The organism is Pararhizobium sp. IMCC21322, assembly GCF_030758295.1.
GTDB lineage: Bacteria > Pseudomonadota > Alphaproteobacteria > Rhizobiales.
The window spans coordinates 3185914-3199407 of sequence record NZ_CP132335.1; the positions used below are offsets into that span (position 1 = coordinate 3185914).

At 52.4% G+C, this 13494-nt stretch carries 12 protein-coding genes; 3 read left to right on the plus strand and 9 right to left on the minus strand.

Annotated features, from left to right (window positions below; translation table 11 throughout):
* Nucleotides 1-116: 116 nt before the first annotated feature.
* The 5 genes from RAL91_RS15020 to RAL91_RS15040 form a co-directional block, all read right to left on the minus strand.
* Nucleotides 117-782: a sarcosine oxidase subunit gamma gene (locus RAL91_RS15020; protein WP_306257044.1), complete on the minus strand. Its 666-nt coding sequence runs from the start codon at nt 780-782 to the stop codon at nt 117-119.
* Nucleotides 769-3822 (minus strand): sarcosine oxidase subunit alpha family protein, encoded by a 3054-nt coding sequence (locus tag RAL91_RS15025; protein WP_306257045.1) that lies wholly within the window; start codon nt 3820-3822, stop codon nt 769-771. The genes RAL91_RS15020 and RAL91_RS15025 overlap by 14 nt, the downstream gene beginning before the upstream one ends.
* Entirely contained in the window at nt 3822-4187 is a 366-nt protein-coding gene (locus RAL91_RS15030; protein ID WP_306257046.1) for a sarcosine oxidase subunit delta, read from the minus strand. The genes RAL91_RS15025 and RAL91_RS15030 overlap by 1 nt, the downstream gene beginning before the upstream one ends.
* Nucleotides 4188-4196: 9 nt before the next feature.
* Nucleotides 4197-5450, minus strand: a complete 1254-nt coding sequence (locus tag RAL91_RS15035) for a sarcosine oxidase subunit beta family protein (RefSeq protein ID WP_306257047.1) — start codon at nt 5448-5450, stop codon at nt 4197-4199.
* 132 nt (nt 5451-5582) lie between these two features.
* On the minus strand, nt 5583-7262 hold the full coding sequence (locus RAL91_RS15040) for a formate--tetrahydrofolate ligase (RefSeq protein ID WP_306257048.1): 1680 nt from the start codon (nt 7260-7262) through the stop codon (nt 5583-5585).
* 261 nt (nt 7263-7523) lie between these two features.
* On the opposite strand from RAL91_RS15040, the gene RAL91_RS15045 reads away from it, so the two are divergent.
* The 3 genes from RAL91_RS15045 (at nt 7524) to RAL91_RS15055 (ending at nt 9510) form a co-directional block, all read left to right on the plus strand.
* Nucleotides 7524-8519, plus strand: coding sequence for a GlxA family transcriptional regulator (locus tag RAL91_RS15045; RefSeq protein ID WP_371932550.1), 996 nt, complete (start codon nt 7524-7526; stop codon nt 8517-8519).
* Nucleotides 8520-8596: 77 nt separating this feature from the next.
* Entirely contained in the window at nt 8597-8977 is a 381-nt protein-coding gene (locus RAL91_RS15050) for an NADH:ubiquinone oxidoreductase subunit NDUFA12 (RefSeq protein ID WP_306257050.1), read from the plus strand.
* An 83-nt stretch (nt 8978-9060) separates the two neighbouring features.
* A complete protein-coding gene (locus RAL91_RS15055; RefSeq protein WP_371932417.1) occupies nt 9061-9510 on the plus strand; it encodes a DUF2155 domain-containing protein in 450 nt (149 codons plus the stop codon).
* Here the strand turns inward: RAL91_RS15055 and aat are convergent.
* The 4 genes from aat to RAL91_RS15075 all read right to left on the minus strand — a co-directional run bounded on the left by aat (nt 9507) and on the right by RAL91_RS15075 (nt 13324).
* Nucleotides 9507-10163: a leucyl/phenylalanyl-tRNA--protein transferase gene (gene aat / locus RAL91_RS15060; RefSeq protein ID WP_306257052.1), complete on the minus strand. Its 657-nt coding sequence runs from the start codon at nt 10161-10163 to the stop codon at nt 9507-9509. The genes RAL91_RS15055 and aat overlap by 4 nt on opposite strands.
* A 21-nt stretch (nt 10164-10184) precedes the next feature.
* On the minus strand, nt 10185-11522 hold the full coding sequence (gene accC / locus RAL91_RS15065; protein ID WP_306257053.1) for an acetyl-CoA carboxylase biotin carboxylase subunit: 1338 nt from the start codon (nt 11520-11522) through the stop codon (nt 10185-10187).
* Between the two features lie 7 nt (nt 11523-11529).
* A complete protein-coding gene (gene accB, locus RAL91_RS15070; protein ID WP_306257055.1) occupies nt 11530-11994 on the minus strand; it encodes an acetyl-CoA carboxylase biotin carboxyl carrier protein in 465 nt (154 codons plus the stop codon).
* A gap of 445 nt (nt 11995-12439) precedes the next feature.
* The gene (locus tag RAL91_RS15075; protein ID WP_306257056.1) at nt 12440-13324 is read right to left on the minus strand and encodes a LysR family transcriptional regulator; all 885 of its coding nucleotides are present in this window, start codon (nt 13322-13324) and stop codon (nt 12440-12442) included.
* Nucleotides 13325-13494: the final 170 nt, after the last annotated feature.

A 13494-nucleotide genomic window follows, 5' to 3' on the forward strand; every position in this document is an offset into this window, starting at 1 on the left:
GCACTAATGGTAAACGCAACCCTTACGAGAGTTATCAATTGCAGCTTATCCTGCCGGAAAAATTCTCGTCGCGGTAAAACAACATCTCTTTAACCGTCACCGGCAAAGTAACAAATCTATGAAATCACCAGCTTTTCGCCTGAACTGGGAGTATCCTCCGGCATCCCGAACAAGCGCGCTGATCGGCTGATCAGACACCATAGATAGTCGGCCATTGATGAACGCACGATCAGCCGAAAAGTCTCACTCGCCCCAGGGTCTGTGTGCAATTGCCAGACATATGCATTGGCATGACCAAATATGGAGCCCTTTATCTGACCCGCAGAAAACGAGCGTTTATGCATGTCGAGCGTGCTCAAATTCATGAGAATCTCGCGATTCTGATCACCTGCAATATCAATGCATGTGTAATAGTCCGTCACATTGGAAAGTTGAAAATGCCGTCCACTCACATCTGATTGCAGTCTGGTCTGTAAAGCCTGCTCTGTGCCCGCCTGGCTGACGATCATCCACTCATCTGGGCCAAGCCACAACACGGAAACTGTACCTGTGTCAGATACGCTGGAGTTGCAGGGCTGTGTTGGCAGAGCGGCACCTTCCAGCGCATCAAATTCCACAGTTTCTGCTTCGGTCGCGGCAAGTCGCAAAACCAGTTTCCCCAGATGGGTGGCTTCCCGCATGATGAGTCCGTCATCACCGGTCAGCGGTGATCGATGCGACAGGGCGCTCTGTCGGTCTGGTCGATCAACCTGCGTTTCCGACTTTGGATCAGATGGTGCCATCTTCACGCTCCTTCAGAAAATCCGTTCCAACCACACGGACGGCCATCGCGCTATCACCGTTGCGCGAGGCATAAAGTGTTTGGCCAACACGGCTGCGCCCGCCCTCCAGCATCGCCATTGCGATTGAACGATCCAAATTCGGGCTTAGGTAACTGGACGTAACATGCCCCAGCATGGGGACTGGAGCGGCCCCTTCCTCCTGCGTTGCGATAATCTGCGTGCCCTCCATAAGCACCCAATCCGGCTGTTCAGTCACAAGGCCAACCAATTGTTTGCGGTCATCTCTGGACGTATCCGATCGGGTAAGTGAACGCCTTCCAACAAAATCTCCGGATTTCTTCACGATCCAGTTCATGCCCAGATCAATCGGCGTGGCCGTGCCGTCAGTTTCCTGCCCGACAATGATGAAACCTTTTTCAGCACGCAGAACATGCATGGCCTCAGTGCCGTAAGGCGTGATGTCGTATCCGCCACCTTCACTTTTGGCCTGCGCAAAAATCTTTTTCCAAAGCCACAAGCCGTATGAAGCATCAATGTTGATTTCGTAAGACAACTCACCGGTAAACGATATCCGAAAAACCCGGACGGGAATGCCCTGAATATGTGCATCCCGCCAATCCATAAACTTGAAGGTCTCAGGATCAGGGTCCAGATCATCCAGCAATTCGGCCATCAGACTGTCACAACCCGGCCCGCAAATTGACGCAACAGCTGTCTGTTCCGTCGTGGTGGTCAGATAGACGTTCAGATCAGGCCATTCTGTCTGCAAATAATCTTCCAGATGCCCCAGGACATTGGCAGCTCCCCCGGTAGTCGTGGTCATATGAAAATGATCGTCAGCCAAGCAGGCTGTCACGCCATCATCCATCACCATGCCGTCTTCTTTCAGCATCAGCCCATAGCGGCATTTGCCCGGTGCCAGCTTGCTCCAGGCATTGGTGTAGATGCGGTTGAGAAATTCCCGGGCATCCGGGCCGCGAACGTCAATCTTGCCAAGGGTCGAGGCATCCAGCACACCAATGCCGGTTCGTGCCGCCTTTGTTTCACGCTGTACCGCTTGATGAAAATCCTCACCCTCTCGCAGGAACGCGCGTGGTCGCAACCAGTCGCCAACCGGTTCGAAAATCACATCCTTTTGCGCTCTGTGCCAGGGATGCATTGCTGTGGTTCGCCGCGGCATGAAATGCGCGCCCACATGCTGTCCCGCCAATGCGCCCATGGTCACGGGTTTATAGGGTTGCCGGAACGTGGTCACACCAACGTCGGGAACAGACTTTCCCAAATGGTCAGCAATGAAAGCAAACGCATTCAGATTGGCGATTTTGCCCTGATCCGTTCCCATGCCGGTCGTGGTGTAGCGCTTGATATGTTCAACCGAGTGCAACCCCTCCTGAATAGCAATCTTGATGTCCTTCGTCGTGACATCATCCTGCAAGTCAATGAAAGCACGTACTTTTTTGGCCGCTTTCGGCGAAGGTATTTGCGGCAAAATCTGCAGATCGGTCTGCAACAGTATGCTGTGAGAGGCTTTCAGCACCTTTGGAATGCGTTTTTTGAACCCTGTATCCGCCGCTGCAGCAGCACCGGCCTTTCGTCCCTCGTCAAGACAGTTCTGCAAATCATAAGATCCGTTGGCAGCCCCCACAGAACGTTCTTTTTGCCAGGAGGTACCGGGACGAAAAGCCTGCAAATCATCATCGTAATACAGTTTGCCACGAGACTGTGAAAACAGCGCCACATTCGGGGCCCAACCACAAGAACTCGCGATCAGATCACAATCAATCCAGTTGGATTTTGACGAGATGGCGCCAGCCTCTTCAATAAGGCGAATATCCGCCGCTGCAACACGGCTGCGCCCCTTCGTGCCAACAATTGCTGAACCGGCAAAAATCGGGATGCCTCGTTCTGCCGCCATTTGCAGCAACTCGCCGGAGATTTTTCGGCGAATATCAACAATGGCTGCAATCTGTGAACCAGCCTTTTGCAGATCGAAGGCGGTCGCCCAGGCCGAATCATTATTGGCAAAGATCAATGCCTTGTGACCACACAAGACGCCGTATCTGTTCAAAAAGGTGCGTACAGCCCCGGCCAGCATGATGCCAGGTCGGTCATTGCCATCAAACACCATGGGCCGCTCAAGGCTGCCAGTTGCCAAAATGACCTGTTTTGCACGCACACGCCAAATCTTCTGCCTTGGCACATGTGTGATCCGGTCCGATGGTGCCAGATGATCCGTTACACGCTCCCAAAGACCAACGAAATTATCGCCATAATACCCAAATCCCGTTGTTCTGGTCAGAACGGTCACATCAGGATTGGCTTCCAGATCAGCCGCCATCTTTTCAATGACAGCATCGCTCGGCTTTCCGCCAAGCGATACACAGCCCTCCGGTTCAGAAAGAAGCGCGCCTCCAAGAGCGTTGGTTTCTTCCGCCAGAATAACCCGTGCACCGGCATCGGCTGCAGCTTTTGCAGCGGCCAGCCCCGCTGGCCCTGCCCCGACAACCAGTACATCGGCATGCCGGTTGGTGCTGTCATACTGATCGGGGTCACGATCAGCTGGCGCAACACCAAGACCGGCAGCCTTTCGAATGATCGGTTCAAACCGCATCCAGGAGAGTGGCGGACCCATAAAGGTCTTGTAGTAGAAGCCCGCCGGAAAGAAATCCGACAAGACATCATTGGCAATACCAATATCAAAGTTCAGGCTCGGCCAGCAGTTCTGAGCCGAGGCCACAAGACCTTCATAAATTTCCTGCTCGGTAACCCGGGTGTTTGGATCAGTCTCCACAGCGTCAGGCCCAATTTGAACGATGGCCGCCGGGTCTTCAGAGCCAGCAGCAACAATCCCTCTTGGGCGATGATATTTGAAACTCCGCGCCACCATGTGCTGGCCATTTGCCAGAAGCGCTGAGGCAAGTGTATCGCCCTCAAAACCCTGATAAGCCTTGCCATCAAAGGTAAAATGGATCGGTTTGTCCCGATTGATGCGGCCACCCTGCTCGGTGCGCAATCCGGTCTTCTGTCGAGATGTCGCCATTATAATGCCTCGCCCGGCTTCATGAGCTTAACGGCATCATTCCCGGAGCCAATCGGTGCTTCGCCACTTGGTGTCACCGGTTCTTCTGTTGAAACATTGGGTGCTGTCTCACCCATCTTATAGACAGCCAAAATCTGATCCGTGGCCGTGTTGCGTAACATGTTAAACCAGCGTCGGCAGCCGGCAGCGTGGTTCCAGCGTTCCGCGTAGCGGCCCTTGGAATTTTTTCGAATGAACACAAACTGTGCCCATTCTTCATCAGTCATCTGTTCCGATCCCTCCGGGCGCGCAATATGCGCTTCACCGCCACAGCTGAATTCGGACATATCCCGTTCACCGCACCAGGGACAATCGATCACAAACATATGGCTCTCCTAATGCGCGACAGCTGCTGCGCCATGCTCGGCAACAAGATTACCGGTGACAAAACGTTCCAGACCAAAGGGTGCCGCAATCGCATTCGGTGTATCATTCGCAACCAGATCGGCAAACACGTGACCGGACCCCGGCGTCGCTTTCCAGCCGCCCGTGCCCCAGCCTGCATTGATGTAAAACCCTTTGACCTTGGTCTTTGATAAAATCGGGCTTGCGTCCGGGCTCACATCAACAATGCCGCCCCATTGCCGCATCATGCGCAATCTGGAAAAGATCGGAAACAATTCCATGAGCGACGCCATCTGATGCTCGATAATGTCAAAGCTGCCTCGCTGCGTGTAGGAGACGTAAGGGTCAATCCCGGCCCCGATTACCAACTCACCCTTGTCAGATTGACTGACATAGACGTGCACTGCATTTGACATCACCACACAAGGAATAAGCGGCTTCAATGGCTCTGACACAAGCGCCTGAAGCGGATGGCTTTCAATTGGCAGGCGCACATCCACCATATCCGCGATGATTGTCGAATGCCCGGCAGCCACTGACCCGATTTTTGGCGTCTTGATGCTGCCCTTTGTGGTCTCAAGCCCGGTAACTTCACCGGCTTTTGTGCGAATACTCGTGACTTCGCATTGCTGAATAATATCGACGCCCAGAGCATCTGCAGCGCGTGCCAGCCCCCAGACGACTGCATCATGGCGGTTGACGCCGCCCGAACGTTGCAGTGTGCCACCAATCACCGGATAACGCATATCCTCATCGATGCTGATCGGAGGACAGAATTCCTTGACTTGCTTGGCATCCAGCCATTCGGAATCCACACCGTTCAGACGGTTGGCTTCAACCCTGCGCTTCAGCGTGCGGGCCTCACCTTCATCATGTGCCAGATTGAGCACACCACGATGGCTCATCATGATGTTGTAGTTGAGATCGCGTCCAAGTGTGGTCCACAGATTCAGCGCGTGATTATAAATCGCAGCACTGGCATCATAAAGATAGTTCGACCGAATAATGGTGGTATTCCGACCCGAATTGCCGCCGCCAATCCAGCCTTTTTCCAACACCGCAATGTTCGTCATGCCGTGGTTTTTGGCAAGATAATAAGCCGTAGCAAGTCCGTGAGCACCACCGCCAATGATGACGGCATCATAGGCAGGTTTCAGCTCTGGTTCACGCCATTGCGCTTCCCAGCCCGTATGCCCTTGCAAGCCCTGACGGATCAGATTGAATACATTGTATTTCGAAGACATCGCGCAGACATCCTCCAGTTAGAGCAGCGCCACAGAAAATTTGGCCAAGCCTATTGGTTTTCATGTCTTATGCCTATCGTCAATACGCAGGCAAATTTATCTCATTGCGACATTGAAATCCGGCTGCCCCTCTTAGAAAAGTCCTTCAATCTCGCCATTGTCATTCAGAAAAATCTTTTCAGATGACGGAATTCTGGGCAGGCCTGGCATGGTCATGACCGCTCCGGTAACAACCACAACGAAACCGGCACCTGCGGATAACCGAACTTCCCGAATTGGCACCACATGTCCTGTCGGCGCACCGCGCAAATTCGGATCCGTCGAAAACGAATATTGCGTCTTGGCCATACAGACCGGAAGATCGCCATAACCCTTTGCTTCCCAGTCCCGCAATTGATCACGAACCGATTTGTCGGCAATGACTTCTTCTGCGCGGTAAATCCGCTTGGCAATGGTTTCGATCTTGTCAAAAAGCGGCATGTCGTCGGCATAAAGAGGCGCAAATTGAGACGCTCCGGATTCAGCCAATTCGACAACAGCATGCGCCAGTTCTTCAATACCTTTGGACCCGTGCGCCCAGTGTTTGCAAAGGATGGCCTTGGCGCCAAGCGAGATCACATAATCCTGAATGGCTGCAACTTCAGCATCTTTGTCAGACACGAAATGGTTGATGGCAACCACGGCTGGTACACCGAACTGCTTCACATTCTCAATATGCCGCCCCAGATTGGCGCAACCTTTTTTGACAGACTTAACATCTTCAATGCCCAGATCATCCTTGCCCACACCACCATTCATTTTCAACGCACGTACTGTGGCAACAATAACCGCCGCTGATGGTTTCAGGCCTGCCTTGCGGCACTTGATGTTGAAAAACTTCTCTGCGCCCAGATCCGCCCCGAATCCGGCTTCGGTGACGACGTAATCGGCAATCTTCAGCGCAGTTGTGGTGGCCACAACCGAATTGCAGCCATGCGCAATATTTGCAAACGGACCACCGTGGACAAAGGCAGGATTGTTCTCAAGCGTCTGCACGATGTTTGGCTGCATTGCATCCTTCAACAGCACAGCCATGGCCCCATCAGCTTTCAGGTCGCGGGCATATACTGCGCTTTTGTCGCGCCGATACCCGACAATGATAGCACCGAGGCGCTTTTCCAAATCCTTCAAATCCGTCGACAGGCACAAAATTGCCATCACTTCAGACGCGACTGTTATGTCAAATCCGGCTTCACGCGGAAAACCATTGGCAACACCGCCCAGCGAACAGACGATCTCCCGCAGCGCCCGGTCATTCATATCCATCACACGGCGCCATGCGACACGGCGCTGATCAATTTCCAGTGCATTGCCCCAGTAAATATGATTGTCGATCATCGCCGACAGCAGATTATGTGCAGATGTGATGGCGTGAAAATCACCCGTGAAGTGAAGGTTCATATCCTCCATGGGAACGACTTGGGCATATCCACCACCGGCCGCACCGCCCTTGATGCCGAAGCACGGGCCCAGTGATGCTTCCCGAATACAAATGGCGGCCTTCTTGCCGATACGATTAAGGCCGTCTCCAAGTCCCACGGTTGTGGTGGTCTTCCCTTCACCTGCTGGCGTCGGGTTGATAGCTGTTACAAGGATCAATTTACCATCTGGATTGCCCTTCACTGATTGAATGAAGTCAGCAGACACCTTTGCCTTATCGTGGCCGTAGGGCAGCAGATGCTCGGTTGGGATACCCAATTTGGCGCCGATTTCCTGAATGGGTTGTTTGGATGCGGCCCGTGCGATTTCGATGTCGGATTTATGAGCACTCATGCTGGATTCCATTCTGCCAGATTGGTGTGAGAAAGACGTTTCGGACCTGGGCCCATACTTAATTAGACTTTGCGGATTGCCTGCCTATCGCAATTCCATTGACTAACCTTAGCTTTCGACTTAACTCGATAATGCAGCAATTGCGACATTGCCTGGTCAGAAATCAGCCAAAATCAATGGTGCCAGTTTGAAAATCAGGCCACAATTGGGAGCAAGTAGTCTTTGAGACGGTTTGTGTTTTTAGCCCTGCCGAATTTTTCCATGATTGCCTTCACGACGGCAATTGAGCCACTTCGTCTTGCCAACCGCTTTCTGCTGGAAGACACATATTCCTGGCAAATCATTTCCACAGATGGCCAGCCGGTGCGTGCCAGCAACGGGCTGCAGATATCGGTTGATGGTTCGCTGGATGACATCACGGCGCAATCCAACATGGATGAACGGCCGGATATGGTTGTGGTCTGTTCCGGCATAGATGTCGATCAGCTTGAAACCAAACACACCAAAGCCATGATCAGGCGCCTGTACAGGACAGGCATCGCCATTGGCGGCCTGTGCACGGCGTCCTGGATATTGGCCGACGCCGGCCTTCTGGAAGACAAGCAATGCGCCATACACTGGGAAAACATGCCCGGCTTTATGGAAAAGTTTCCCAATGCGCATGTTCATGCAGATTTGTTTGAAGTCGATGGTCGGCTTTACACCTGTGCCGGTGGCACCGCAGCACTTGATATGATGCTTTACATCATAGCCCAGGATCATGACGAACCAATCATCAACCGGATTTGCGAGCAGTGTCTGACAGATCGGGTTCGCAGTTCGTCCGACAGGCAACGTCTGCCGCTGCGGGCAAGGCTGGGCGTCCAGAACGCGCGTCTTCTGAGCATTATCGAGATGATGGAAGCCAACATTTCCGAACCATTGCCACTGACGGAAATTGCCGGGATTTCCAATCTTTCACGCCGTCAGATCGAACGCTTGTTCCGGCAAAATCTTGGCCGGTCGCCTGCCCGTTATTATTCTGAACTGCGCCTTGATCGGGCACGTCATCTGTTGTTGCAGTCCAATCTGCCTATTGTCGATGTGGCAATCGCCAGTGGTTTCGTATCAGCGTCTCATTTTTCCAAATGCTATCGAGATCAGTTTGGCCGCTCGCCACAAGTGGAACGCCGCGAAAGGGAACGGGCTCAACGCGCAGCAACTATGGATTTGGCCTCAGAGTTCCACAGTGAAGAAAGTCTGGTTGAACCACTCTGAACGCTGGACAGGCAACCGGCAAATTGTCATAGTCCGGCGCACATCAAACGGTTCGCCGGTCACAGGATAATTGACGCATGAAAAACTTCTTCCTCCGCTTCTTCACCTGGTGGAATGGCCATACGGTTGGAACCAATTTTTATCTTTGGCGCAAAGGTGAGCGGGTCGGTGAAGACGAGTTGGGCAATGTTTACTACAGAGCCGAAAACGACAAGCGCCGCATGGTCATGTATAATGGCGAAGCAGATGCCTCAAAAATTCCTGCTGGCTGGCATGCCTGGATGCACCACCGCACAGACACGGCCCCGGTAGATCAGAATTATGTTGCCAAAGATTGGCAATTGCCGCATCAGGCCAATATGACAGGCAGCGCTCTGGCTTATCGTCCGCCGGGCTCCATCATGACAAAAGAAACCCGTCCGCAGGTCGCAGGCGATTACGAGCCCTGGACGCCCTGAAGACACCCTGAGCTTCCAGACTTTCGCCGCATTTACCCGCAATGGACACTTGGCCCTGTAAAAGGTGATTCCAAGAGCTGATGATGAAAACCGGAATGCTAGATAAACCTAAATTCTGTCGATTGATCGGGATCGCGTTGTGCGGCCTGATTGGCATTGGTGCTTTTTTTGCGTCGGCGCAAAACGCTGTTGCAGAACGCCTGAACAATCCTGTTGCGGTGTTTGCCGGTCTCGACAAGATCACCGGCCGCATCATCGCCTTCGACGTCTATATTGATGAAACCGTCCAATTCGGAGCGCTGCAGGTAACACCGCGCGTATGTTACTCACGCCCTCCTACAGAGCCACCCAACACCACATCCTTTGTGGAAGTTGATGAGGTCACACTTCACAATGAGATTCGCCGTTTGTTTGGTGGCTGGATGTTTGCATCAAGTCCCGGTCTGAAAGGTGTGGAGCACGCCGTTTATGACGTGTGGCTGACCGGCTGCAAGCAGGAGACCGACGTCGCACCGCCTGCAGATGCCGGTTAACCCCCAGAATCTACAGAATTTCCAGTCTCCTGATCATAGCGATAGAAGTCACTGTCGACCTGCAAGGCATCCTGCAAAAGCTCATTATACTCGGCGCGCGGCACTTCATGGGCACCGAATTTCCTCAGATGATCGGTCACGAACTGCGTATCCAGCAGTGTAAAGCCGCCAGAATTGAGGCGGTTTCGCAAATGAACCAGCGCGACTTTTGACGCATCCGGAATACGCGAAAACATGCTCTCGCCAAAAAAAGCGCCGCCGATGTGAATGCCATAAAGCCCCCCCATCAAAGCACCCTCTTTCCAGCATTCGACCGTGTGACAGAACCCCATATGGAACAATTCGCCATACAAATCGCGAATGGGTTGGTTTATCCAGGTTTCACGCCGCTCGGAAGTCAGTTCCGCACAGCCTGAAATGACGCCATCAAAATCCGTGTCGACACGGACCTCGAAAACACCCTTCCGAATAATTTTTGAAAGACTGCGCGGTACATGGAATGTATCAAGGGGAATGACGCCGCGCTGATCCGGTTCGATCCAATAGAGCGTCGGATCATCCGCAGATTCCGCCATCGGAAACAGACCACAGGCATAGGCTTTCAGCAGCACCTGCGGCGTAATCTTCATTTGGTCGGCGTCATACTCACTCATGTGATAAGCGGAATCCCGTTTCTAGAGATCCAGATGCTTCTCCAGCCAATGAATATCATACATGCCATTGGCAATATCCGGATTGTCGACCAGTTCTTCAAACAGCGGAATGGTTGTTTTGATTCCATCCACCACATACTCACCAAGAGCACGGCGCAAGCGCATCATGCATTCAACGCGGCTTCTGCCATGCACAATCAGCTTGCCAATCAGACTGTCATAATGCGGCGGCACCAGATAGCCCTGATAGACAGCAGAATCGACGCGTGTTCCAAGGCCACCCGGCGGGTGATAATGAGTAATGCGACCCGGTGACGGTGCAAACGTGGCCGGGTCTTCCGCGTTGATGCGGCATTCAATGGCATGACCGGAAAATTCCACATCTTCCTGTGTCATCGTCAATTTTCCGCCAGCAGCAATGCGAATTTGTTCATGCACAAGATCAATGCCGGTAATAGCTTCCGTAACCGGGTGCTCCACCTGCAGACGTGTGTTCATTTCAATGAAGTAAAATTCGCCGTCTTCATATAGAAATTCTATTGTTCCGACGCCGGAATATCCAAGATCAGCCATCGCCTTGGCAACAACGTTGCCAATTCGGTTACGTTGCTCGTCATTCAGTGCCGGTGAAGGGGCTTCTTCCCAAACCTTCTGATGCCGACGCTGAAGCGAACAATCGCGCTCTCCCAGATGGATGGCTTTGCCCTGCCCGTCTCCCAGCACCTGAATTTCGATGTGGCGTGGTTTTTCCAGATATTTTTCAAGATAGACAGTATCATCACCAAATGCCGATTTGGCTTCTGAGCGCGCGCCCTGAAGCGCGCCTTTCAGGTCGCTTGCTGTCTTCGCCAGCTTCATGCCGCGACCACCACCACCGGCAGACGCTTTTACAAGAACCGGATACCCAATGTCTTCCGCAATCTTGGCCGCTTCAGCAAAATCAGTGACACCGCCATCAGAGCCGGGAACCACGGGAATTCCGAGTTTCTTGACTGTTTCCTTGGCCGCGATCTTGTCGCCCATAACCCTGATATGCTCGGACTTTGGTCCGATAAAGGTTAGATTGTGCGCTTCCAGAATCTCGGCAAACCGTGCATTTTCGGACAAGAATCCGTAGCCGGGATGAACCGCTTCAGCGCCAGTGATTTCACAGGCAGCCAGAATTTCAGGAATATTGAGATAGCTTTGTGCCGCCGGTGGCGGGCCAATGCAAACACTCTCATCTGCAAGACGCACATGCATGGCATCCTGATCTGCTGTTGAATGAACAGCCACAGTCTGGATGCCCAATTCGCGGGCGGCGCGCAATATGCGCAGTGCAATCTCGCCGCGATTGGCGATCAGAATCTTATTGAACATGTCTTGCCTATTCGAGGGTAAGGAGAGGTTCGCCATATTCAACAGGTTGACCGCTTTCGACGAAAATTTCGGTTACCTTGCCAGCCCTGTCCGCTGAAATCTGATTCATATGTTTCATGGCCTCGACGATCAGGATCGTCTGGCCAGCAGTCACCGTATCGCCCACCTTGACAAATTCGTCTGCCCCGGGCTCTGGAGCCAGATAAGCTGTACCAACCATCGGTGACTTCACGACATGACCCTTTGATTCTGCAGCTTGAGGGGCCTCTGCAACGGCGGTTGGCGCTGCCTGCATTGCTGGCGCAGCCATGGCCGGTTGAGCCACAGGAGCTGCCACTGACATGGTGATGTTGCGGGCAACCCTGATATGCAAATCGCCCTGCTCTACCTCAATTTCAGTCAGATCCGTTTCATTCAGGATGACTGCCAACTGGCGCACGAGTTCCTGATCGATTTTGTTGTCTTTAGACATAACGCCTCATTTCAAACTACCCCGCAGGGAACAATGTGTCCCATATAACATTAATCACGCAAAGTGCGAGCAAATAGCCCTTGATAATTTCCCCGACAAGACACCTCGCGAAACGCGCAAAGGTCACCTCTCCTGCCGACCAGCGCTATAGAGCGGAGAAACCGCTCAACACCAATTGGCATATTGATATAACCTTATAGAAATAACCAATGGATAAGGAAAGATGGCGAGAAACAACGATCCCCAGATAATTGTCGAACCGATGCAGGGGATTTAGTGCAGACCACACAAATGCCATCTGATTGGCAACGCCATTTTTGATCCGCGTTTAAAGTGCCTATGCGGAACAGGAAATCGGCCCTCACCTGTTTCCCATTCGGACACGAATGAACCCGAAAAATTTCTTGCTGCACCGGTCTGATTCAATGACGGCCCTGGGCACACTCTAAAAACGCTCCCAGACTTCAAACCCGGTCTCGTCCAGCTTTGACGGTGAGCAATAGAGGGAAAGTGTCAGAACTGCCTCAAATTTGGGGGGACCTAATTGAATAAGTTCGCCCGATCTCAATTCGCTTTCGATTGAAAACTCTGGCAGCCAGGCAACGCCACCGCCCGCCAAAGCGCGGCGTTTCAATGCTTCCACCAAACCGTCAATGTAACGAATGTCGAGTGAAAGCTTGGTGTAATTGATGGTGTGATCGACGACAGTGCCCAAAAATGTGCTGGGATCATATGATAGATAAGGCACCGGTTGATCTTGAATACCCGTTAAAGCCCAACCGTTCCTGGCAGCCGCATCCCGCTCGGCAACAGGGATCAGGCGTTCTTTTGCAATATCCTTTCGCGCGAAAAGCTTCTCATCGATTTGCGGCTCTACATCCTTGTGCCGGTAAACCAACAGGAACTCGCATGCCCCTTCAGACAGCAATTGGCAGCACGACCCCAGACTGTCAGAAATCGTCCGAGCCCGCAGGTTCGTCATTGTTTTCTCAAATTCGGCAATCCTGTGAACCAGGTAATTGACAGAGATGGTGTGCAAAACTGCAAAGCGTTGAAAAGACGTTCGGCTGCTCTCCTGTTGCCGGATATATTGTCGCATCTCAGTGAGCTGAGCCACATTCTCTTTTGCTGCCTGCAGAAACTGCTCCCCCGCTTCTGAAAGCCTGACTGGATAAGTCGCCCGATCAATAAGCGGAACACCCAGCCAGTTCTCCAGAGATTTTATCCTCCGGCTGAAGGCGGATTGAGTGATGTTGCGTTCCTGCGCAGCCTTTGTGAAATTCAGCGTCCTACCAAGACAAATAAAGTCGCGAAGCCAATTCAGATCCATTCCCAGCCTCCCATTAAACTATGCAAATTCGGAATAGTTTAATGCAATGTTTGCGTTGGGCAACCTGAATTTTCAGCATTACGGTTTGAAAACAGCCATTCGGGAGTTTTCAGAAATGCATCTATCGCGATTTCCAAAACTTGAAGGCCTGATCCAACCTGTAGTGTTCC

What these genes read in the sequence shown, in the direction of transcription:
- accB (WP_306257055.1), bottom strand. Translation starts at nt 11,994, where the DNA reads ATGTCTAAAGACAACAAAATCGATCAGGAACTCGTGCGCCAGTTGGCA.
- RAL91_RS15045 (WP_371932550.1), top strand. Translation starts at nt 7,524, where the DNA reads ATGATTGCCTTCACGACGGCAATTGAGCCACTTCGTCTTGCCAACCGC.
- accC (WP_306257053.1), bottom strand. Translation starts at nt 11,522, where the DNA reads ATGTTCAATAAGATTCTGATCGCCAATCGCGGCGAGATTGCACTGCGC.
- RAL91_RS15055 (WP_371932417.1), top strand. Translation starts at nt 9,061, where the DNA reads ATGAAAACCGGAATGCTAGATAAACCTAAATTCTGTCGATTGATCGGG.
- RAL91_RS15040 (WP_306257048.1), bottom strand. Translation starts at nt 7,262, where the DNA reads ATGAGTGCTCATAAATCCGACATCGAAATCGCACGGGCCGCATCCAAA.
- RAL91_RS15030 (WP_306257046.1), bottom strand. Translation starts at nt 4,187, where the DNA reads ATGTTTGTGATCGATTGTCCCTGGTGCGGTGAACGGGATATGTCCGAA.
- RAL91_RS15035 (WP_306257047.1), bottom strand. Translation starts at nt 5,450, where the DNA reads ATGTCTTCGAAATACAATGTATTCAATCTGATCCGTCAGGGCTTGCAA.
- aat (WP_306257052.1), bottom strand. Translation starts at nt 10,163, where the DNA reads ATGAGTGAGTATGACGCCGACCAAATGAAGATTACGCCGCAGGTGCTG.
- RAL91_RS15025 (WP_306257045.1), bottom strand. Translation starts at nt 3,822, where the DNA reads ATGGCGACATCTCGACAGAAGACCGGATTGCGCACCGAGCAGGGTGGC.
- RAL91_RS15075 (WP_306257056.1), bottom strand. Translation starts at nt 13,324, where the DNA reads ATGGATCTGAATTGGCTTCGCGACTTTATTTGTCTTGGTAGGACGCTG.
- RAL91_RS15050 (WP_306257050.1), top strand. Translation starts at nt 8,597, where the DNA reads ATGAAAAACTTCTTCCTCCGCTTCTTCACCTGGTGGAATGGCCATACG.
- RAL91_RS15020 (WP_306257044.1), bottom strand. Translation starts at nt 782, where the DNA reads ATGGCACCATCTGATCCAAAGTCGGAAACGCAGGTTGATCGACCAGAC.